This window comes from Dyadobacter sp. CY343, from assembly GCF_021390335.1.
In the GTDB taxonomy this organism is placed as follows: domain Bacteria; phylum Bacteroidota; class Bacteroidia; order Cytophagales; family Spirosomataceae; genus Dyadobacter.
Map to the genome: position 1 here is coordinate 310,658 of NZ_JAJUXK010000002.1, position 23,027 is coordinate 333,684.

Consider the following 23,027-nt stretch of genomic DNA (forward strand, 5'->3'; position numbering starts at 1 on the left):
GAGCATGTTACTGGTTCAGCTCCCCGAGCAAGCTGCGCAGATTGAGGGATTTGGTGAACATTTCGATAGAACCATCGGGAAGGTACGTCCAGAGTTCTTTCGGTCTGTCCCAATATAATTCCACGCCATTATTATCAGGATCATTGAGATAAAGCGCCTCTGAAACACCGTGATCGCTGGCGCCGGAAAGCGGGTATTCTGCTTTTAAAAGTCTGTCCAGGATTGCTGCCAGGTCTTTTCTGGTAGGGTATAAAATGGCAGTGTGAAAAAGCCCGACACCATGCTGGGGAGCAGGCGGCGCGTCTTTGCTGTACCAGGTATTCAAACCAATATGATGGTGGTAACCGCCGGCGGAAATGAAAACCGCCTGATCGCCGTAGCGTGTAGTAATCTCAAAACCCAACAAGCCACAATAAAAGTCAATAGCACGATCCAGGTCGGCCACTTTTAGGTGCACGTGACCAATACGGGTAAGGGCAGGGAGCTTATAATCCTGAGGTTCCATGATAGAGTTTTGAGGTTAGCTTTGTAAACCAAATTACATTTAGTTGCGGTAAAAAATTCCCCCGCAGCCCTTTAACCCATAGACCAATTACCTCACATTCCTATTTTATGAACCGTCGAGAAGCAATGTCCTCTATGCTGGCCGTCAGTGGTACAGGACTTTTACCAGCCGAAACTTTGAAAGCCAAACAAGATCCATTTATATACTCGCTCAATATGAGCACGTTGCGTGGCCACAAGCTGGGTTTTCGCAAAGAGCTGGAAGTAGCGTCAAAAGCAGGATATCGCTCAGTGGAGATATGGGTTAATACCTTACAGGATTATCTCAAAAATGGCGGTAACCTGAAAGAGGCGAAATCGATCATCGATGATCTCGGCCTGAAAGTAGAGGATGCGATCGGTTTTGCTCCCTGGATTGTAGACGATAGTGCCACCAGGACAAAAGCTTTGGAACAATTAAAACTGGAAATGGATCAGCTTGCCGCAATAGGTTGTCCACGCATAGCCGCGCCACCGATGGGCGCAACAACCGGAGATTCGCTCGATCTGAAAAGAGTAGCGGAACGCTATCGGACGATATTGGAACTGGGCGATACCACAAAAGTGACTCCGCACCTCGAATTGTGGGGATTTTCAAAAAACCTGAGCCGGGTGGGTGAGATACTGTATGTGGCAGTAGAAGCGGATCATCCCTCGGCAAAAGTGTTGATGGATGTTTACCATTTGCATAAAGGCGGGTCAGGAATGGATAGTGTGAAGGATGTCGGGAAGCCGCTGGTGGAGATTTTTCATATTAACGATTACCCCAAAACACCTCCGCGGGAAACTATTACCGACGCGGATCGGGTTTATGCAGGAGACGGCGTAGCGCCTCTGAAAGAACTTTTGAAAAATCTGAAAAATCCCGAAAAACCGGTGATCCTTTCTTTCGAAGTATTCAATCAGGGATATTATGCACAGGATGCATTGCTGGTAGCGAAAACCGGTCTGGAAAAAATGAAAAAAGTGGCACAAGGAGTTTAAAATTGCGTTTATGAGCGAAGTACAGATGAAGCTTGACAATAGAAAGCGCGGCGCTTTCTATATAGAGGAAGAAGGAAAGCAGATCGGAGAAATGGTGATCGGGGTGAGTGACACCACACTCACGGTGTATCACACGGAAGTTGACCCGGACAAAGAGGGTAAGGGTTTCGCGAAACAAATGTTTGACAAAATGGTGACTTACGCGCGCCAGGAACATTTGCAGGTTTTGCCGCTTTGCCAGTATGTACACCTGCAATTCAAGCGGCATCCTGAAAATTTTGAGGATATCTGGAAAAAATAGAGCTGCACAACGCAGCTCTATTTTTTATTGGCAAGTGGAAGAAAAACAATAAAATCGGATCCTTCACCCACTGTACTCCTGGCTGTAATATGTCCATGGTGATTCTGTACCACTTTTTTGCAAAGCGCCAGCCCGATTCCCGAACCCGAGAATTCGCTGCGTCCATGCAGGCGCTGGAACATCTGGAATATCCTGTCGAGATATATTTCATCAAAGCCGATTCCATTATCGGAAACTACAATGCGTGCGTAGGAAAATCCTTCCAGCGGTTTGGCAATGGACAGTACCTCGTCGGCAGTGGCTTCTCTCGATAAAAGTCTGATCTCAGAAGGCGCGTCGGGTTTACGGTATTTGATCGCATTGCTGAGCAAATTTTGCATTAACTGGGTCAACTGCGGCCGGTTTCCGTGAATTTCCGGCAGATCTTCAACGATGACAGAAGTTTTCTGTTCCTGAATCGCGATTTCCAAATCCGCCAGAATGTGACTCACCATTTCTTTCAAACCAACCGGTTGAAAATCAGTATCCCGCGTCGCCAATCTTGAATATGCCAGCAGGTCATCGATCATCAGCGACATTCTTTTGGATGCATCCTGGATCCGGTTGAGCATAAATACCCCGTTCTCGTCGAGTTGTTTCGAATAAAGCGACTGCAACCGTGAACCAAACGACTGGATCTTCCGGAGCGGCTCCTGCATATCGTGACTTGCCGCATAAGCAAATTGTTGCAGGTTATTATTCGAATTGATCAGCTCCGCATTGGTCTGGTTCAGTTCCGCAGTCCGCTGCTGTACCCTTCTTTCCAGGTCATTAACAAGCTGCCGGTATTTTTCTTCACTCTTTTCAAGCGCATGCCGCGACTTAACCTGCTCAGTTACATCCACGGCCATATCCAGGATCGCATAGATCTGCCCCTCGCTATTGCGAAGCGGTTTGTAGGTATAATCGTAATAAAATGTCTGTAATTCACCATCGATCACAATATCTCCCCGGGCACCTTGTTCCGAATGTGCGTCACCGGTTTCATAAATGCGTTTCAGGATTTCTACAAATGGCTGTTCTCTGAGCTCAGGCAAAGCTTCCAGAAGCGTTTTCCCGATCACAGAGTCCCCTTTTCCCCAAAGCTTCAACATAGCTGCATTTGGAATATCAATCACAAAATCCCTGCCTACAAACAATGCAGTAGCGACAGGCGCCTGCTGGATCAATGTGCGGAGGTGTTCTTCGCTGGTCTTAATGCGCTGCTCCGAGTGGACACGGTCTGTAATATCCATGACGATCCCCGACAAAGAAGTGGCTTCTCCGTGGCTGTCGAACATATATTGCCCTATCACCCTGACCCAGTGGATGGACTCATCGTCCCACACGAAGCGGGCTTCGTAACGCAGTTCTCCTGTTTCAGCGGCAACTTCGTAAGCCTTTTCGCGGATCGGCAGATCTTCCGGGTGAACGTGTTCGATGAATATGTGCCTTGTCACGTGCCTGTCTTCATGGCCGGTCAGGATCTTCGCCATGGTAGGCGAATAGATGATCTCGTCGGTTTTGGAATTAACCAGAAACGAACCTGCGCCCGACCCTTCTATGGTCATAGCAGCCTGTTTGTCAGCCCATTCTACTTTTTCATGATTGATTACTTCATCTGTTATATCCCTGGAAATACCTGCGAAACGGTAGGGCATTCCTCCATCGGTAAAATAAGCCTGGCCGGAGCAATGCAGCCAGCGGAGTACCCTGTCTTTTGCACCTATCGTACGGTACCTGATATCATACGGTGCCCTGATCTTAGGATCAAGCGAAGCGATAGTGGCGTCCCTGGCCCGTTCCTTATCATCAGGGTGGATATATCTGGAAACAATTTCGTAGTCCAGCACCTCTTCGTCCGGGTTTCCGTACAGTTCCCGGCAACGCTGGTTGGTAATTATTTTTTTGGTAAAAGGGTCAAAATTCCAGGTGCCTAGCTGGGCGGCTTCCATAGCAAATTTCAGGCTCGCTTCACTTTCGGCCCGCTCTTTTTCAAGTCGGAGCTGCTCGGTAATATCCAGCATGGAACCGACCATCCGGACCGGTTTTCCGTCTACGATAATGGTGTAGCCGCGGTCATGAACGTGGGCATAATCGCCGTTTGCACGACGGAAGCGGTAAAAATCCGACCAATGCGGCTCTCCCTGCTCAATTACCTGGTGGATTTTATGAACAACCCGTTCCTGATCGTCCGGATGAATATGGTCGTACCAGGACTGGGGGCCCTTTTGCAGATCTTGGGGAGAATGCCCGAAATTCTGCTGAATTCCTTCGTTCCACCAAACTGTGCTGTTCACAAGGTCCCAATCCCAGATCACGTCACGCGTCGCTTTTGCAACAAGCTGGAACCTTTCAATGGCAACTAAAAGATCGTCTTTCCGATCGTCAAGAGAGTTAATCATACGAATTGAGGATGCTGTAAAATGCGGGATTTTTGCATTTGAAGCATAAACACTTTATAAAAAAATCACATTAGAAGAATTCAACGAATGTTGGTTTCCCAACCGGGATCGGGCACTTATTGTTCCGGAATTATTTTGAAAAAACTGCATCGTACTTCTATTAGCGGCAATTTATAGTAAAAGAACAACACAGGTCAGCTTTTAATACAATTAGAGAAACTACATCGTCGGACTGCTAAAATACAAAATCTTATGCTGAGAATTACACATTATCCACTCGCATTGGCGCTTCTGATCCTGACAGGTTGCATCATATCGCCAGAGAAGAAACCGGTCCCGCTTTTCGACGGCAAGACCTTTGATGGCTGGGAAGGTGATACCGTAAAAACCTGGAAGATCGAGGACGGTGCGATCGCGGGAGGATCTCTGACCGAAACTGTACCGCACAATGAATTTTTACGCACAAAGAAAAGCTATTCCAATTTCATATTGAAAGTGAAGTTTAAGCTTACGGGAAATGACGGTTTTATCAATACCGGCGTGCAGTTCCACAGCGTCAGGGCCAAAGAGCCGGCTTATGAAATGATTGGTTATCAGGCAGATTTGGGAGATAAGTTCTGGGCCAGCCTATATGATGAATCAAGAAGAAACAAAACACTGATCGCACCGGATTCGGCATTGGTTGAGAAGATAGTGAAGAGAAATGATTGGAATGATTACGAAGTGCGGAGCCAGAACGGGCGAATACGAATATTACTAAACGGGACGCAGACCGTCGACTATACCGAGCCGGACAAATCGATTCCGCAAAATGGGATTATCGGTTTGCAGATTCACGGCGGCGGTAAGGCGAAGGTCTACTTTAAAGATTTGTGGATAGAAGAAATTTAGCCCGGCGTCACTTCCAGGCATTTAATAGTCTTCGTATTACTACAATTTCTGCGGTGTGATAAGAATTGTGATCGGCGATCAGCAGTGCTTCACGCAGCAGGGTCTGACCATCGCCCCAGGGAAATGCGGCAAAAAGGTCATTTGTTTCTGTGTTCAGCAATGCGAAAAATTGTTTTTGATCGTCGCGGATCTCGTTTAATGCATTTTCCCATTCCTCGTCACTTACCTGTTCACGCGCCGGTGTCCAATAATCTTTCGGCCACTCTTTTTCCTTGTACTCACTTGAAACGGAGAATTCCAGAATGTCCTTTTGCGCAATCCTTAAATGCTCAACCAGCTGCCAGATGCTGTAAGGCAGACTTTCGGGAACAACTCCTCTCAAATCCGCAGGCAGCTTTGCCGTGGCATCCCATAATGAGACGTGTGCATTTCCCTTTTCTATCAGCGTTATCAGCTCGTTGACCAGCTTTTTTCTTTCGGTTTTTTCCATCATGATTATCAATAGTCAGTCTTTTAAGAAAGCATTATTTGTTTATTTTTAGCAAAAACAACCTGTCACTATTTTCTTCTTCAAAATGAATCCTACACGTCGTAAGTTCCTCAAAAATGTGACTGCTGCCTCGGCACTCGTAGCGAGTCAGTCTGTGGCCAAGCCATTTAATATTATCAAAGACCTCAAAAAAATCAGTCCGAATGACAAAATACGTTTTGCGACGATTGGAATGGGTATTCAGGGTCACAGCGACACGAAGGCTGCTCTGCGCAGCGGGACAGGAGCCGAGTTTGTAGCGGCAGCCGACCTGTACGACGGCAGGCTCACCCGGGTCAAGGAACTCTATGGAAAAGATATTTTCACAACCCGCGATCATCGGGAGATACTGGAAAGAAAGGATATCGACGCAGTTTTGGTAGTAACCTCCGACCATTGGCACGACCATATTACCAAAGCTTCACTTGCTGCCGGAAAGCACGTTTACTGTGAAAAGCCGATGGTACACCATATCAATGAAGGTCTTTCGGTGATCGATGCGTGGAAGAAATCGGGTAAAACGATGCAGGTAGGCAGTCAGCGGATCAGCTCCTCCGCATTCAAAGAGGCGAAGCGGCTGTTTCAGGCGGGTGAGATTGGCGAGATCAATTATGTGGAATCAAACAACGACCGGTTTAACTCAATAGGAGCCTGGAATTACTCCATTCCGACAGATGCTTCCGTAAATTCAGTCGACTGGGATACTTTTCTCGGAGACGCACCCAAAGTACCTTTTGATGCCAAACGCTTCTTCCGGTGGCGAAACTACCGCGATTATGGTACTGGCGTGGCGGGGGATTTGTTTGTCCATTTGATTACGGGAGTACATTTTGTAACTGCTTCAAATGGACCTGAGCGGATTTTTTCTTCGGGAGAGTTGAGTTATTGGAAAGATGGTCGGGACGTGCCTGATGTACTGGTTTCCATTCTTGACTACCCTAAAACCGATATTCATGCCAACTTCCAAATGGTACTGCGTGTGAACTTCGCAAATGCCGGCGCGATCGCCAACAATACCCGCATTATCGGAACAGAAGGTCAGATCGAATTTACTGAGGATAACCTTATTTTGACCAAAAAGAAACTGCCGAAAGCACCCGGATTTGGCGGGTACGATAGCTATAATACATTTTCTGAGAGTGAGCAAAAAGAATTCAAGAAGCAGTATGATGCACAATATCCAGCCGAGACGCGCAAAGCGGATCCTGTAAAGGAAGTACGTTTTGACGCTCCAAAGGACGAAGATGAGCATGCTGACCATTTCAGGGATTTCTTTGATAATATTAAAAAAGGCAGTGTTGCGACCATTGAGGACCCGATTTTTGCATTCCGCGCGGCTGCGCCGGTTCTGGCTTGTAATGAGAGTTATTTCAGCAAAAAGGTGATCAAATGGGATCCGGTTGCGATGAAAATTAAGAAAAAATAACTACAACTATTATTTCCTAAATCCATGAGAGTTTCCGGTTTGTTTTTTCTTTTAGTTCTGATTACCAATTCATTAACTGCTCAGACCAGCAAAGTTTATGATCAGCTTACACTGCCGTCTAAACTTTTGAAGTCTGATAGAAAATTTGCGATTTACCTTCCGCCGGACTATGCGACTTCGGAGCGCAGCTACCCAGTGCTATACCTGCTTCACGGGGCGGGCGACGATCAGACTGGCTGGGTGCAGTTTGGTATGGTGCAACATATTGCAGATAAAGCGATTGCTGACGGAACAGCGGCCCCGATGATCATTGTAATGCCAGACGCAAATACAGGCAGAAGGGGTTATTTTAATGATGTAAAAGGAGACTGGCCATATGAAGACTTCTTTTTCAAAGAGCTTATTCCATTTATTGAGAAGAAGTACAGGGTGAAAGCGGAGAAAGAATTCCGTGCGGTAGCGGGTCTGTCGATGGGCGGCGGAGGTACGTTTATGTATGCATTGCACCATCCAGAGCTGTTTGCGGCGGCCTGTCCGCTGAGTGCGTCGACCGGCCCGATCACGTTGGAAGATGCAAAAAAGAACCTTGTGCGTAACAATCCGAATATCGCGGACTCAACTGTCGCCCGCTATTACGAAAGGCACAGTGCACTGGCGCTGATCAACAACATTCCCGACGACCAGAAAAAGGCGGTGAAATGGTATATTGACTGTGGAGACGATGACTTTTTGTATGAAGGTAACGCGCTGGTACACATTGCATTGCGTAAAAAGGAGATTCCTCACGAGTTTCGTGTGAGAGAAGGCGCGCATAACTGGAAATACTGGCGGGAATCGTTGCCTGCTGTTCTTGACTTTGTTTCGCAATCCTTTCACAGGTAACTATGCTGCAAGACGTTTTACCCGGAATCAAACAGTTTGATCTGACCGGAAAAGTGGCTATTGTGACCGGCGGCTCAAAGGGGCTTGGCTTTGCGATGGCAGCGGGCCTTGCTTCCGCCGGCGCAGATATCGTGCTGGTAAGCAGAAATGCGCTGGAAGGGGAGCGGGCTGCTGCTGAACTGTGCATTGCATTCAAAACGAGGGTGTTATCCTACTCGGCGGACATTACCCGGGAGCTGGACGCGGCCGCAATGGCGGAATTTACATTCAGTAGCCTGGGCACAATCGACATACTAATCAATAGCGCCGGTATCAACATCCGCGGCGCGATCGACGAGCTTAGCCTGGCGGATTTCAACAAAGTAATGGAGGTCAATGTAAATGGAACGTGGATTTCGTCACGTGCAGTCACGCCCTACATGAAAGAGCAAAAAGGCGGAAGGATTATCAATGTGGCCAGTACGCTCGGTTTGGTTGGATTGGCAAACCGTACGCCTTACACAGCCAGCAAAGGGGCAGTAGTGCAAATGACGCGCGCGCTTGCCCTTGAACTTGCGCCCTTTGGTATTCGGGTCAATGCAATTTGCCCGGGTCCTTTCCTGACAGAAATGAACATTCCTATTGCCGAAAGTGAGGATGCGAAAAATATCATTCTTGGTGCAACAGCACTTCAACGCTGGGGTAATTTAAAGGAAATTCAGGGAGCCGCAATCTTCCTGGCGAGTGAGGCTGCCAGTTATATGGTTGGTTCAATTTTACCGGTCGATGGCGGCTGGACTGCCAGGTAAAATGTAAGTTTTAATGTCGATTTAGTTTACAGTTATTGCTAATAGTAACTATTGACGTATATAGGTAACGATTTCAAAGAAGTGTTGCATTGCTGGTTGTTATTCGAGCTATTTAAAACATTAGTTTGAGCAATTCACTTCAACTATTTTTCACTGCAATCCGATCAATAATTGCAGCAATGCCTTTGGTTAGTTTTGCCAAATGGTATGCTTGATTCGAGATATTATCGTGCTGTTTTTCACGATTAATATCTCAATCTATGTTCAAAAATGTACATGTATGCAGGCATGCAAAAGACCTGTTTTTTCTCCTTCTAGCCGTGTTCTTCACAAATGTCGCCGGGGCACAGGATCAAACGCAGGAGCCACCTTCGTATCCCAAAGCAAATTACGATCCACTCCAACCACCGCCGGATAACAAGTTTGGCGTGCTGTACAATTGGCATCATCGACGGATTCTCGTCCCTACTCTGCACCACGAAATGCAGAGTGTTTGGTTAACAGCCTACCTGCCGTATATTGAAAATGAGTATGATCCGGGAGAATTGGCTGTTCCATTTGGGAATTACTATACAACTGCGTTTGCTCTATGTTCTCCCCGAAACCCGGATATAGGACTTTTTGCTCCCATTGAAATCACGGCAGTAGGTGAGCCGGGGGACTTAGCTATTGGCCAAGAGTTTCCTTTCGCCTCGGTAATCCCACCCGGCGCTCCTCAACTTACCTACAACGGATTGTTCGATAAGCTTCACAATTTAAATGAGCAGGAAGATCCAAGTTCGGCGTACCCCATTTTATCAAAGCATGGACCAAGTGCACTACACGCCGCTCAAAGCTTTACCAGCTTCATGCAACATTTCTTCGGGCATGGGGGAATCGATAAGGATGGTTTGATACCTATTAAGATAGTGCTAAGGAAGTCTGAACCTTCCTTCCCATTTAATTCTAAAGAAATTTATTTCACAGTTGAAAGTACGGGGGGATTACCTCTTACAAGCCAATCTGGCATAGCTTACCAAATTGGTTTTAGGCTGGCTGATTCTGTTACTCCAAGTTTGATTGGAGATGGAAATGAGGCATTTACACTTAAGACAGGATTTGGTAGTATTATGAGCCTTTCCTTCACTAATTGGGAAGATCCTACTGCTAAATTCTCGAACCCTAAATGGATTCCCAAACCTGAACTAGGGGTTCTTCCTACAAACCAATATGGCATACCATTCAACGACCCCAAGCCACATGGCCTTCCTAGCACTTACAAAGGCAAATTCTGGTATAATGGACCAGATCGGATAGTTCAAAACATTACAGTTTTGAATTACTGGTTCTATCTGCTTAATACTCAAAAGTCAGGTCATATTGATGATAACGATGAGAAAGGTTTCTTTCTGACTGAGCCTTTGGTAACGAATGATAAGCATGCTACCTATGAATTAGCGCTAAAAATCCTCTATGATGCTGTCGTAAGTGGAAAGATTTATCCAAACACAACTCTCCCTGATTTTCGTGAACTGACCTTGCAAGCTGCAGTTAAGAACAATCACCCAGTAGGTTCAGATGTTTATAAACGCATCATGACAGCCTGGTATGCAGTTAATGTAGGACCAGCGCCGTATACAAGCAATCCAAACTGTGCTGTCACTGCACAGGCGGAGTCGTGGTTCAATGGAGAGCTCAGCTTTGCGGCTATGGAAACATCACTTACACCCGATACTCAGAGTGCGAAAGCATTGCAGTTGAAAGATTGCATGGCACCCGGCACGATCGAAACACTTGAATATGATGAACAGGATGTGACGACACCCATTGTGTTCATGAATAAAAATCCTTTGGAAAGTAAGATTTATGGTAAAACTTTGGACCCGCTGAAATCAAAGGCAGCAGTAAGTATCCACAAGTTCACGATCGAGGCAAGGAATTGGTTCAGAGATAAATTTGGGCACAATGGGGTGGATGGGAATGGGAAGGTATACATATTTAACATTCTAGCAGATCCGGAATTTCCAGACACGGATCTGGCGTCATTAAGCAACTTTGCAAACTTTTATTACAATTACAACAAGAAATCCGCCTGCCGGGATGAGGTGAGTCGTACTTACTCGCTTGCCGTTAGTCTTTTCAAAAACTTTCCATCTCCAACATTAAATAACTTCAACGAGGATAACAGGATTTGGAAGGCTGGAATTGCCAACATATTCGCTTTGGCGATCAAAAGGGATTACGAACGAGCACTTCAAAATGCCAATGCAAATAATATTTGGACACTTTATGAGGAAACAGCTGACCCCGAGCTGATCATGAACTTTACCAATCCAAAGTTATCGGGACAGCCGGCTAAGTTATTTGGGGAAAACTGGAAGCCAGGGAAGATCAAAAATAACAGCGGATTTCTCAATCTGTTTTACTATCTGCTGGTGCACGGAACTGAGGACGAAAATGGGCAGGACGTAGGGCATACTAATAATGAACCGGGCAGCAAGACTTACTTTGTAAATCCCGTGAAAGAAGACCTAGTTTTGAAGGTAATCTTTGAAGCTTCGAGATCAATCGACATAAATGCTTCTCTGGAGCAATTCCGTCAGGCAACAATGACTACACTCCACGACCTGGATCCGATTCATTACCACGCTAAATCCAAGGAGCACATTGCCTTTTACGATGCATGGGCAGCGGTGCTGGGTTTGCCGGAGTACGCTTCGACATTGGCGCATTCTCCAGAAGACGGAACGAGTGTCTACCCCTGGCCAGTCAAGGTTGGGGTTGAAGTCGAATATCCTCTGTATGAAAGCTACCGGTTGTTTGAGGTTAGCAAAAGCAGCACTTTTAATGAAAACGAGTTTCCAGTCCATCGCTTTGTCAGCAATGCGTCGCCAGACCACCAGACCAGTATGAGTTATGGCGAAGTAAATCTTGAAGCAGAACAAACTTATTATGTTCGTTCCCACCTTGCGAATGGCCCGGAATCTCGTCAGCACTGCTCCACCACGGATGATCCTGCCTTTTGTGAGTCGCTGCTCAACAAAAAGAAGTGGACACTTACTTACGAACTTCATACAGAATCTGTATTAGCGCCTGTGAGTATGAGCCCGCTGAATAACAAATTGGTAGCAGCGTGGGCTACTCCATTTAACTGGGGCAGCGTTCCTGGCGCGCGCGGCTATGATATACATGTAATAGACCATACCGGAACCGTTTCGGAGCAAGATGTTGCCATAGATATTGCCTTCGACGAAGACAATTCCAGTAATCCTGCTCATACGGAGCTGGCTTTATCTAAGGATACACCGTATAGTTATGCGATTGCTGCGCGTCAGCGGCTGGGTTCCGAGAACGCCGTGCATGTGTTGCCGCAAGGTTCGATCATATTGCTAAGCGAAGAGGAAAAGGAGGCGTTTCCAAATGTCTATGGCCAGTGGACAGAGACACGCAATTTCAAGACAGACATTCCAAAGATCAAGTTACATTCACCTGCTGATGGTACGCACGTGCCTCTATTTGGTGAGGAAATTATGGTACGTGCCAAAAAGGAGTTTCTTCCGCGCGCCGACTACTATCAATACAGTTTCCGTGAGCCCTTGTATGAGGACAAGGCGTTAGAAATTGATTCGAGCTTTGCACATTACCCCATTGGAATCCAGGGGCTGATAGGTCTGGAAGACAAAAAGTCATATGAGTGGACATTTATCCAGCGCAAAAAAGCCACACCTCCTTTTATTTTGCAGGAAGAAGAAGGGGCCTCACCTGGCTGGTTTAGCTTTATCGTGGACAAGGATCTGGCTCCCAAGCCTGAGGTTGAACATATTGATTGTATAAAGGCAGGTAGTCAGCTAGCATTGCATTGGAAGGAAGTGCCAGGTGCCCAGAGTTATAGGGTGAAGGGGACCAATGCAGCTACCCAAGGAGTAGTTGCGAATTTTCAAACAGGGTTTACTGGGGCCAACATAAATGGCGCATCGGAGTTTCCTAATAAATATGTATTTACAGTGGAGGCCGGTGTCATGGGTGGTAATGGAGAGTGGATTTTTGGTCCCCAATTCGTCGGCGATTATGCTGTTTTGCCACCATCTCCATTCAACTTAAGTCCGAACAACGTAGATGGCGTGAAGCTCGGACCGAATAACTCGGTCGTATTGAGCTGGGAGCTGCCAGCCGGAATTACTACGGTGCAATTAATGGCCAAAGTTGATGGTGCGCCTTCGAAGCTAGTAGACCAGCCGATTACAGGCACAAGCTTTACATTGAACAACCTCGATTTTAACAGTCCGATTTTCTGGACTGTCACCCCGTTAGCAGAGAATTCATGTATGGCTGAAAAAATAACTGGATTCTTTAATACTGAAAAAGAGCCGATGGAATTTGATCTTGGCTTTGAGCTGAGGGTTGACAATAATGATCCACATATCACCGGTGGATTTTATCATTATCTGATTACCGTGCAGAGGCCTGATGGACAAACTGGATTTTCCGGCATTGGGACAGTCGATGCAGATACCTGGCTACAAGTTGGTTTCGTCCCAGGCGAGGGCCAACTGATCAATGGTAACGAGCTGAATGGACAATTACTGGACCAGGCTGGGGACTATGTCATCCAGCTGGAAATCCTTGATATGGCTCAATGCGATGGCTGCGCAGATCCGAAAGCCCACCCTGCCATCACTGTTTCAGGCGTAGAGTATAAACGTAAAATAGGAGAGGACGATTGGTCATTCAGTCGGGAGTTCCATCCCGAACCATCCAACCCCGTCTTCCCAAGCCGGACTATCGGTGCCAAAAAGATTATTAAGTTCCACTACGAATTCCCAAACTAAAAAGTTATGAACAAGACCTCTTTATTGAAATTTTATCTTCTGACAGCTGTATTTACTTGCGGAAAAGTATTAGCACAACAACCGGCGGAAGAGGTTGGAGCCAAACATGATAGCAAGATTTTCTTCTATCCTGACCAGCAGGAAGCTACTCTACTTTTTAGGTCAGAACTTGTATTCTTTCCAAATCCGGCCAGTAACGACGTCGCAATTACTGTGAAAGGCGTAGCTGAAAGAGTATTGGGAGAAGGATTTGAAATGAAGATTTATAACCAGGCGGGCTTGTTGATGAATAAACGCAACTGGTCAGCCGGGCAAAAGTTGAATGTTTCGAAATTCACCAGCGGAACTTATGTCATTGTTATCACAAGAGAAAATCAAATATATTCCCAAAAGTTGGTTGTCAAAAAATAGTAGTAAGTATGTAAAAAACGACAAAAGAGCTGCCGGATTTCCGGCAGCTCTTTTGTCGTGTCTAAATAAACCCACCATAACCCAACGTCACTTTACCTGCGCCTCAGGCGAGCGTTTTTCACCGGCAATTTTCAGCAACTCACCCATGCTCGCTTCCAGCTGTGCAACCCTGCCGAGCACTTTTTTGAGTTCTTCATTCTCCGCTTTAAGATCTTTCACAGATTCGATCAGATGCGGGATCAGGCCGATGTAATTTACTGCTTTATACCCTTCGGCATTCGTATTGACCAGTTCCGGGAAGATTGCTTCGATTTCCTGAGCAATGACACCAGTCTGAATACTCTCACTCAGTTTCTTGTTCGTCCAGCGGTAATGGTATCCGGTTACTTTGGAAATCTTGTCCAGGCTATTTGTAAGCTGGCTGAAATCCTTTTTGAGCCGGCGGTCCGAAACCTGGTCGAGGGCGCCGACCAGCGTTGCGCCTCCGCCTGCATTGACATAGAACCGCCAATCTTGACCCAGGTAAAAACCCATTTCGCTGTTATTTCTCATACCGACAAACGCATTGGGGTTATGCTCCGAATCATCAAAGAAAATCCCTGCTGTTTCAGCACCGTGCCTGACGCGGGGGCGCCCGCCTATATCGAGGATAAATTGTGGTATCAATACGCTATTTCCCACACCAATATTGCCGCTCCTTAGTACAGTCAATGCATTTGATAAATCCGCTGGCCCTCCTCCGTTGCCGATCTGAAAAATTCTGTCAGCATCGCGTGCGTCGGCACTAGTAGCTCCGACCGGATTATCCTGCACATTGTTATACGCCCCGAAAGTCGCTGAGCCAAAAGCTTTTGCAAAAGTATTTTGACCAGAACTGAAAGAACCGTCGCCGGACGCCTGGGTGCTATTCCCAGTTGCAATGGAGCCCACTGCGTGAGCTATATTCTGAATCCCGATCGTGGCGGATCCGTTGCCTTTTGAATTATTGTGACTGCCGACAGAAAATGCCGACTCTCCGTTGGCCTGGTTCTGTAATCCACCCACCATCGAGTTGGTTGCATTTGCTGCGCTGCCATTTCCGGCTGCAAAAGAAGCTTCCCCACCCGCCAAACTCCACGCACCGACCGCAAATGCATATTGGCCCGAAGCCTGCGTATTGTATCCGAAAGCCGTCGTGTATTCCCCTATGTTCACATTATTCCAGGCATTGCCAGTGATTAATCCCGCGCGGAAAGCGGCTTTTTTAGGATACCAGATTAGCCTGGTGCCCGGTAGCTGATCAGGAAGCGGCGGCCCGAATTGGAAATCGCCGCTTTGGACGATGGCATCGTAATCCTTCCATCCGTCTGCCTGTTTTGCATGAATAGCATAAGGTACACTCAGCAATTGCGTCGACCCAAGGCTGACATAGTTCTCGCCTCCTGTTATATCAATCTCAATGTTTATCTGGTAGGAGCCCGATTGCCAGTTGATGGTGAAGAAATTTCCACTTATCAGTTCCCCTGATCCAACCTGCAAAGTGAAAATTCCGTGCGCATTTGTCTGTACACTATGCTTTTCACGGAAAACGTAAGGGTTCAAAAGCGGATGAATGCCCAGCCTTACAGAGACATTTTGATTAGCGACGACCTTTCCGGCCGCATCTCTGGCTACTCCCTGAAAATTAAAATAGTTGCGTGGAAGTTGGGCATGACATGTAAATGCGAGGCAAATGCACAGCAGCGCCATTGTAAAATAGGTTTTTCTCATAGTACCTTAAAAATTAGTGTGAACTGAAAGCGTTCCGGAACGTCCGGTCGCGAAAGGTCAATAGCGCTCAATGTAGGGGCGTTCCGCAATAAGAAGAGAATGCGATTACTCAGAGTCCACGCTGAGTGAAGCAACGGTGACGGCGCCGGGAGAAGGCGCGGAAACGAAATAGGATTACGGCATTATAAACCTGCAATTATCTAAACTGTACCCGGTATACGTCAAGTAACCTATGGTTAATTTCCAAGAAATCATAGTCAGATAGCTGGAATCCTTGTTTATGTGAATAATTTCATATCTTTTTGTACCCGCAGTTACGTTCTTGGATAATACGAAGAACCGATAGTTTGAAATGAGTATCCCTTTCTTTTTGCATTTACCCACCTCAAAAATTTCTTGACCAATAATCCTGACAACGATTTCGTTCTTGGGAAATAAACAGTATGTAACTTTTTGTTGAATTAATTGTGTATAAAAGACACAGACAAAGGAGGTGAATGACGGAGCAGTGTGACAGCAGAATTTAATGTTTTACCTATTTTTTTACTATCTACCAAATTTTACTTAATCTATGAGAATTTCTAAAAGAAGGGACCGGAACCTGACACGGTACTTTTATTCTCTTGTCCTGACCTTTCTGGTCAGCGTAGGCGCATTCGCACAGGATGTGGCACTCAAGGGAAAAGTTAATGATGAACAGGGGCAGGGCCTGCCCGGTGTGAGTGTGGTTGTGAAGGGGACTACGGTCGGTACAGTGACTGACCTGGAAGGAAATTATACGGTAAATGTACCGGGATCTGCGACACTGGTTTTTTCTTTTATCGGTTATATCACCCAGGAAATTCCGCTGGGAAACAGGGCGAGCCTGGATGTTAAAATGCTTGCAGATACCAAAGCACTCGACGAAGTAGTTGTTGTAGGTTATGGTACTGCGAAAAAAGCAACCCTAACAGGTTCAGTTACAGCAGTAAAAGGAGCTGAGCTTCAAAAAGCACCGGCAGCCAACCTCTCCAATACATTGGGCGGTCGCTTACCGGGTGTTTCTACTGTGCAGGCGAGCGGCGAGCCGGGTTATGACGGGTCCGCAATTCGTATCCGCGGTACCAACTCCCTGGGTAACAGCAATGCATTGATCGTTGTGGACGGAGTACCTAACCGTAGTGGTGGTCTCGACCGTTTGAATCCTGCTGATATCGAAAGTATCTCTGTTTTAAAAGATGCGGCAGCCGCGATTTACGGTTCCCGCGCTGGTAACGGGGTTATTTTGATCACAACTAAAAGAGGAAAAACGGGCAAACCACAGCTGGCTTACGATTTGAATATGGGTATAGCACAACCAACGCGCCTGCCTGAAATGTCAAATGCAGCTGAATATGCGACGATCCGTAACGAGTTGCAGATCTATGATAACCTGCCTGTGGGACAGTGGGGCGGTGCTTTGCAGGGATTCAATACAAATGGGGCTTACACACGTACCGACAACGGAAATGTGCTGAGCGCGGTATATACTCCTGCTGATCTTCAAGCTTTTAGAAACGGAAGCGATCCTTTGATCCACCCAAATACAGACTGGTATAGCGAGGTGATCCGGAAATGGTCACCGCAGCAGCGCCACAACCTGCAATTGACTGGTGGTAGCGAGAATATAAAGTACCTGGCTTCCCTTGGTTATATCAATCAGGAGGGTAACTATGTGAACTCTGCGACCGGTTACAAACAATATGATATGCGTATCAATCTTGATACCAAAATCAATAAATATGTAAGTGCGAATCTGGGTGTTGCATTGCGTGAAGAATTCCGTCACTTCCCGAATGGTGGAGGTGCAGGTGATATCTTCCGGATGTTGATGCGCGGAAAGCCTACTGAAATCGCAATCTGGCCAGACGGTCGGCCGGGACGTGATATTGAAAATGGTCAGAACCCTGCGATCATTACGACCAATGCAACTGGTTATAATAACGACAAGAGAGACTATATTCAAACAAATGGTACGATCGAGGCGCTTATTCCGGGTGTGGAAGGTTTGAAAGTAACAGCGATGGCCGCTTTGGATAAGCAGTTGCGCCGCCAGAAATCTTTCCAGAAGCCTTGGACGCTTTACAACTGGGATAAAACGACTTACGAGGCTGACGGTGTTACGCCGGTTCTGGTAGGATCAGTTCGTTCTACATTCAGTGATCCAAGGCTGACCGAGAACGCTTCTCAGGAGCTTTCGATCCAGCTGACAGGTCAGGTTTCTTATGAAAAGACCATTAACAATCACAATTTCAATGTAATGGCTGGTATCCAGCGTGAGACTGTTGATGCGGATGGATTTTTTGCTTTCCGTCGCTACTTCATTTCACCTGTGGTTGACCAGTTGTTCGCCGGTGGTGCTGCTGAGCAGAATATCGACAATTTTGATCTGTTCAAACGCGCACGTTTGAGCTACTTCGGTCGCGCGGGTTACAACTATAAGGAAAAGTATCTTGCTGAATTCCTTTGGCGCGTCGATGGTTCTTATGTATTCCCGAAAGAAGGTCGTTTCGGATTTTTCCCGGGCGTATCTGCGGGTTGGAGGATTTCGGAAGAGGATTTCTGGAAGAACAATATCCGTTTCATGAACAACGTGAAAATCCGCGGATCGTGGGGACAAATGGGTGCTGAGCCTTATTTGATCGGTACAGAAACACTTGCTGAATACCAGTACCTGTCTACAATGGGCTTCGGATCGTACATTATCAACGATCAGGTTGCTAAAACGCTGCTTGAAACCCGTGTTGCGAACCAGAACTTTACCTGGGAAGTTGCCAACAACTCCAACTTCGGTATCGAGGGTACGTTGTTCCGTGACCGCGTTGCTTTTGAATTCGATTACTTTGTGAACAACCGTTCCAATATCCTGATCCCGAAAGCTGGTTCAACGCCATCTTCGGCAGGTATCGACGGAAAACTTCCTCCTCAAAACCTGGGTAAGCTGCAAAACAAAGGATGGGAATTTAAAGTGAGCTACGACGGAAATGCAGGTGACTTTACCTATTCTGTTGGTGTAAATGGAGGTTATGCTAAAAATAAGATCAAGTACTGGGATGAAACGCCCGGCGCGCCGACTTATCAGCAAACTACCGGAAGACCATACACTGCGTTTCTTGCATACCAATATGATGGCGTGTTCCGCGACCAGGCTGAAATCGATGCCAACCCGTTGGATTACTCAGGTATCACAGGTTCTATTCGTCCCGGTGATATGAAGTTCCAGGATGTGAACGGAGATAAGAGGATCACGGCTGACGATAAGGTTCGCTCTGATAAAACAAACCGCCCGCAGTTTACAGGTGGTATGAATATGAATTTTGGGTACAAAGCATTCGATTTGTCACTGTTGTTCCAGGGAACATTGGGCGGGCTTCAATACATTGGCCAGACAGAATCGGGTGATATTGGTAACTACCTGAAATATGCTTATGACAACCGTTGGACGATCGATAATCCAAGCTCAACTGAGCCGCGTCTTGCCAACAGGAACAATACCTATTATACCAACTTCGACAATGCCGGAGCTAACACGTATTTCCTGAGAAGCAACAATTATTTGCGTCTGAAAAACATCGAGCTTGGCTACAACCTTCCTTCCGAAGTGGGCAGCAAGCTTGGTTTGGGTAACCTGAGAGTTTATGTTAACGGATTGAATTTGTTCACCATTGACAAAATCAAGATCTGGGATCCTGAGGCGACTTCTTCAAACGGTCAGTATTACCCTCAATCCCGCATTCTGAATGCTGGTGTACGTGTAACTTTTTAAGAAACAATCATGAAATTGAGTTATAAAAATTGGATATTTCTAGCAGCACTTGCCACAACCGGGCTCGTGTCCTGCGATACTGAATTCCTGGATGTGACCCCACCGACCGAAATTCCGAGTGAGGAAGTTTGGAAAGAAGGGCCGCTTGCAGAAGGATTTGTTACTGGTATTTACCAGGGGCTGCAACAGGGAGGTTTTAGTGAGCAAATGCTTGCATCCCTGACCGACGAAGCCGTTTTTACCCACACCGGTAGAAACATTAATACAGTGAATGAAGGAAGTTTGAGTCCGTCCAATTTGGGTTGGGTCGACGATACTTATGGCTGGGGACCTATGTACACGCGGATCCGCGCTACCAACCTGGCTATTCAAAACCTGCAAACTGCGACTTTTACAGATGAAACGCTGAAAGCGCGCCTGATGGGGGAATCGTACTTTCTGAGAGCCTATTACTACCAGCAATTGCTGCGTTACTACGGGGCTGTTCCTATTATCACCAGGGTTTACAACCTGAATGAGGACTACTCAGTGGCGCGAAATACCTACGATGAATGCATTAAGTTCGTGGTGACCAACCTGGATAGCGCCGCAATGTTGCTGAAAGGTAAAGTGGAGGTAAAAGGCCGCGCTACGGAAACTGCTGCTTTGGCATTGAAATCACGCGTATTGCTTTATGCAGCGAGTGATCTGCACGATATTCCTACTGCAAAGACAAAATCTGCGGTGATATCTTCCTATCCGAATCCTGAATTTTTGGGATACGTAAGCGGCGATCGCAAAGCACGCTGGCAAGCAGCACAAACGGCTGCAAAAGTGGCATTGGATGCAAGCACAGGCGGATACAAGTTGAATCTGACCGCCCCTGTAACTCCCGAGCAAGGCAAACAGAACTACGTGTCCATTTCAATGGGTGGTGGTAGTTTGGATAAAAGTGTGGACGGATCTGCTGCGAGCGAGATCATTTTCGGGCGCTATTTTGTAGCCAGTTTGAATGAAGCTGCGCGTCAGATGGGATTGAACAACGGACCAAACGGATACCACAACTGGGCTGGCAATACGCCGATCGGTTTGCTGGTAGACGATTACCAAATGATGGACGGAACCCCGTTTTCATGGACCAACCCGACGCACAAGGCAAGTCCTTATACAAACCGTGACCCACGTCTTTACGCAACTGTGCTTTACGACGGAGCGACCTGGAAACCACGTCCATCCGATGCAAATGATCCTGCCAACCAGATCCAGACAGGTTCCTACGACCTGCTTGACGACAAAGGCACATTGTTCAACCGCAAAGGTCTGGACACGCGCAGCAGTTCTATTGAAGATTGGAATGGTAGCCGCACAGGTTACTATATGCGCAAATTCGTTGATCCTAACCCTGCGTTGTACGATAATACCGACAGACAGAATATTCCGTGGCCGTTTCTTCGCGTAACCGAGGTTGTGTTCAACTACATCGAGGCGAGCATTGAACTGGGACAGGAAGCGGAGGCTTTGACCTGGTTGAACCGGATTCGTTTCCGCGCTGGTATGCCTGCAATTAAAGTCACAGGAACTGCATTGAGAGACGCTTACCGTCACGAAAGACGCATTGAAATGGCTTACGAAGAGCAACGCTACCACGATGCAAGACGCTGGATGATCGCGCAGGCTACATTGGGCCGCCCGCTTCAATACATTACTGTATTGGGTAAATTCAAAGCGGGACAGTCGATGAAAGAGCCTTACCGCTACAACCCGACCGTGTACAATTATACTTATACGCCGGTGGAAGAGAAGTCTCACGAAAACAGGACTTGGCTTGACAAAATGTATTTCCGCCCATTCAGTAGGGATGAAATCAATAGAAACGCCAAGTTGATACAGAATCCAGGTTACGACAAGTAACAGTGTTTCAGATTAAATAGGCAAACCCCGCGTCTGAGAAGGCGTGGGGTTTGTCGTTTAAAACCGGATTTTGAAGAAAATTCCTACAAAACGTAGAGATATGTAACCACTCAGCACTTAAATGCTTTTTTGTAAATTAATATAAATCAAATAGTTAGTCATTTTGGCACAAAGCTATTATTGAAAAAAACAAGTGCGGATGCACAGGAGTCAAATATCAATTGTCTAAAAAACATAGATTATGAAAAAGCTAATAGTATCGGCATTTACCTTAACGCTTATTTCTTTTGCCTCAGTGCAGGCACAAACTGCTGAAAAAGACGCAGCTCAACAAACTGAGACAACGACGTCGACCACTAAGAAAAATGCGAAGGAAGATAAGGTAGCGGTAAAGCCGGAAGATTTGCCGGAAGGAATTAAGAAAACCATTAAAAGCGACGATTTCGCGGGTTGGACTGTAAAGAAAGCGTTTCTGGTAACTGACCAAAAAAATACGCAATACTATGAATTGCAAGTAGCCAAAGGCAGTGAAAGTGCCAGGGTGAAATTAGATAAAGATGGAAACAATGTAGGGTAATGTGTTTATAAATAGCCTTACATTCAGATGGGAAAGCCGGAAGTTCATTCCGGCTTTTTTTGTGCCTTATCGTGCATCTTCGGACGATCTGCCTTCCGATCATTCAAACCAACCTTCAAATAAATGGATATGCCTGATCCATTTATCCCTATCTACTTTGGGCCAGTTCAATCAAAAAAATCCTGAATATGGCAAATCAAAAGACAGTTATCGATCAATGGTCTGTCAAAGATCTTGAAGATAATACTGCAATTAATGTCACAGTAGAGCATAATACAGAACTTGGAAATGCCGGTCTGCCGGGTATTCAGTTTTTAAGTATGGGGCAATTTGTCACTTTCGAGCCTAATATCGTAGAGCAATGGGCTTACCAAGCTGGAAAACTTGGCACCGAAGCATATTATCTCGAAGACAAATCTTGGGCGCGAAGTGAAGAGGAATATATCAAATATTACCTGCTAACCGGCAGTCCGCTCAAAGCGAGAATCACAGTCAAAACACGCAGTTCCAAACCTGTCACCAAAGAATATGAGCTTCCATTTTAATCTATATATCCATGAAAAAAGTAATTCTATTAGCATTGATCTGCATGAGTGTGATCGCCTGCGACAAAAAAGACGCAGCAGTACCGCAAAATGAAGTTCAATCAGCAAGCATACCTTACCGGAAGGCCGCGACAATGAGCATAGCCGGAGCAGATTTGAAAGTTGATGTTCGCGAGATTGTTGATACCCGCTGCCCCAAAGATGTGCTATGCATTACCCTGGGGGATGTTAAGATCAACTTTGATATCTCCGACGGAGCGAACCAGACACACTTAGACTTTACAGTGAAGGGAGACAAAAAAGCAGATTTTCAGGTATTCAAGTTTGGTGATAAAGAATTCATTTTGCGGGTAAGCGAAGTATCTCCTTATCCTATTTCTAATCTCGCACCGAAGCTGGAAGATTACAAAGTTGACCTCAGTATTGAAAGAAAGTGATTGTTGGAGTTTTGGTGTATAGTGTAGTAAAAGGGGCCAGACTATCTGGCTCCTTTTCT

At 46.3% G+C, this 23,027-nt stretch carries 17 protein-coding genes; 13 read left to right on the forward strand and 4 right to left on the reverse strand.

The window, feature by feature from the left end; all coding sequences use genetic code 11:
* Positions 1-7 precede the first annotated feature (7 nt).
* Positions 8-505, reverse strand: a complete 498-nt coding sequence (locus LZG94_RS07875; RefSeq protein WP_233791372.1) for a VOC family protein — start codon at positions 503-505, stop codon at positions 8-10.
* Positions 506-612: 107 nt separating this feature from the next.
* On the opposite strand from LZG94_RS07875, the gene LZG94_RS07880 reads away from it, so the two are divergent.
* Positions 613-1,527 carry a sugar phosphate isomerase/epimerase gene (locus LZG94_RS07880; RefSeq protein ID WP_233791373.1) on the forward strand — a complete coding sequence of 305 codons (915 nt, stop codon included), beginning with the start codon at positions 613-615 and terminating at the stop codon, positions 1,525-1,527.
* 10 nt (positions 1,528-1,537) lie between these two features.
* Positions 1,538-1,828, forward strand: a complete 291-nt coding sequence (locus LZG94_RS07885; protein WP_233791374.1) for a GNAT family N-acetyltransferase — start codon at positions 1,538-1,540, stop codon at positions 1,826-1,828.
* 17 nt (positions 1,829-1,845) lie between these two features.
* Here LZG94_RS07885 and LZG94_RS07890 read toward each other — a convergent pair whose 3' ends face one another.
* Positions 1,846-4,251: a PAS domain-containing protein gene (locus tag LZG94_RS07890; RefSeq protein WP_233791375.1), complete on the reverse strand. Its 2,406-nt coding sequence runs from the start codon at positions 4,249-4,251 to the stop codon at positions 1,846-1,848.
* A 252-nt stretch (positions 4,252-4,503) separates the two neighbouring features.
* Between LZG94_RS07890 and LZG94_RS07895 the strand changes: the two genes are divergently transcribed.
* Positions 4,504-5,142, forward strand: coding sequence for a DUF1080 domain-containing protein (locus LZG94_RS07895; RefSeq protein WP_233791376.1), 639 nt, complete (start codon positions 4,504-4,506; stop codon positions 5,140-5,142).
* Positions 5,143-5,149: 7 nt separating this feature from the next.
* Here the strand turns inward: LZG94_RS07895 and LZG94_RS07900 are convergent, their stop codons facing one another.
* On the reverse strand, positions 5,150-5,635 hold the full coding sequence (locus LZG94_RS07900) for a DinB family protein (protein ID WP_233791377.1): 486 nt from the start codon (positions 5,633-5,635) through the stop codon (positions 5,150-5,152).
* Positions 5,636-5,717: 82 nt separating this feature from the next.
* Here LZG94_RS07900 and LZG94_RS07905 point away from each other — a divergent pair, with 82 nt between their 5' ends.
* The 5 genes from LZG94_RS07905 to LZG94_RS07925 all read left to right on the forward strand — a co-directional run bounded on the left by LZG94_RS07905 (position 5,718) and on the right by LZG94_RS07925 (position 13,986).
* The gene (locus LZG94_RS07905; RefSeq protein ID WP_233791378.1) at positions 5,718-7,097 is read left to right on the forward strand and encodes a Gfo/Idh/MocA family protein; all 1,380 of its coding nucleotides are present in this window, start codon (positions 5,718-5,720) and stop codon (positions 7,095-7,097) included.
* Between the two features lie 24 nt (positions 7,098-7,121).
* On the forward strand, positions 7,122-7,979 hold the full coding sequence (locus LZG94_RS07910) for an esterase family protein (RefSeq protein WP_233791379.1): 858 nt from the start codon (positions 7,122-7,124) through the stop codon (positions 7,977-7,979).
* Positions 7,980-7,981: 2 nt separating this feature from the next.
* Entirely contained in the window at positions 7,982-8,767 is a 786-nt protein-coding gene (locus LZG94_RS07915) for an SDR family NAD(P)-dependent oxidoreductase (RefSeq protein ID WP_233791380.1), read from the forward strand.
* A gap of 260 nt (positions 8,768-9,027) precedes the next feature.
* Positions 9,028-13,575: a hypothetical protein gene (locus LZG94_RS07920; protein WP_233791381.1), complete on the forward strand. Its 4,548-nt coding sequence runs from the start codon at positions 9,028-9,030 to the stop codon at positions 13,573-13,575.
* A gap of 6 nt (positions 13,576-13,581) precedes the next feature.
* A complete protein-coding gene (locus tag LZG94_RS07925) occupies positions 13,582-13,986 on the forward strand; it encodes a T9SS type A sorting domain-containing protein (protein ID WP_233791382.1) in 405 nt (134 codons plus the stop codon).
* 87 nt (positions 13,987-14,073) lie between these two features.
* Here LZG94_RS07925 and LZG94_RS07930 read toward each other — a convergent pair whose 3' ends face one another.
* Entirely contained in the window at positions 14,074-15,735 is a 1,662-nt protein-coding gene (locus LZG94_RS07930; RefSeq protein WP_233791383.1) for a tail fiber domain-containing protein, read from the reverse strand.
* Between the two features lie 571 nt (positions 15,736-16,306).
* On the opposite strand from LZG94_RS07930, the gene LZG94_RS07935 reads away from it, so the two are divergent.
* The 5 genes from LZG94_RS07935 to LZG94_RS07955 all read left to right on the forward strand — a co-directional run bounded on the left by LZG94_RS07935 (position 16,307) and on the right by LZG94_RS07955 (position 22,968).
* Positions 16,307-19,519 carry a TonB-dependent receptor gene (locus LZG94_RS07935; RefSeq protein WP_233791384.1) on the forward strand — a complete coding sequence of 1,071 codons (3,213 nt, stop codon included), beginning with the start codon at positions 16,307-16,309 and terminating at the stop codon, positions 19,517-19,519.
* A gap of 9 nt (positions 19,520-19,528) precedes the next feature.
* Positions 19,529-21,409: a RagB/SusD family nutrient uptake outer membrane protein gene (locus tag LZG94_RS07940; RefSeq protein ID WP_233791385.1), complete on the forward strand. Its 1,881-nt coding sequence runs from the start codon at positions 19,529-19,531 to the stop codon at positions 21,407-21,409.
* Between the two features lie 241 nt (positions 21,410-21,650).
* Positions 21,651-21,986, forward strand: coding sequence for a hypothetical protein (locus LZG94_RS07945; protein ID WP_233791386.1), 336 nt, complete (start codon positions 21,651-21,653; stop codon positions 21,984-21,986).
* A 188-nt stretch (positions 21,987-22,174) separates the two neighbouring features.
* Positions 22,175-22,531, forward strand: coding sequence for a hypothetical protein (locus tag LZG94_RS07950; RefSeq protein WP_215232903.1), 357 nt, complete (start codon positions 22,175-22,177; stop codon positions 22,529-22,531).
* Positions 22,532-22,542: 11 nt separating this feature from the next.
* Complete coding sequence (locus tag LZG94_RS07955; RefSeq protein ID WP_233791387.1) at positions 22,543-22,968, forward strand: hypothetical protein; 426 nt, start codon at positions 22,543-22,545, stop codon at positions 22,966-22,968.
* The last annotated feature ends 59 nt before the right edge of the window (positions 22,969-23,027 follow it).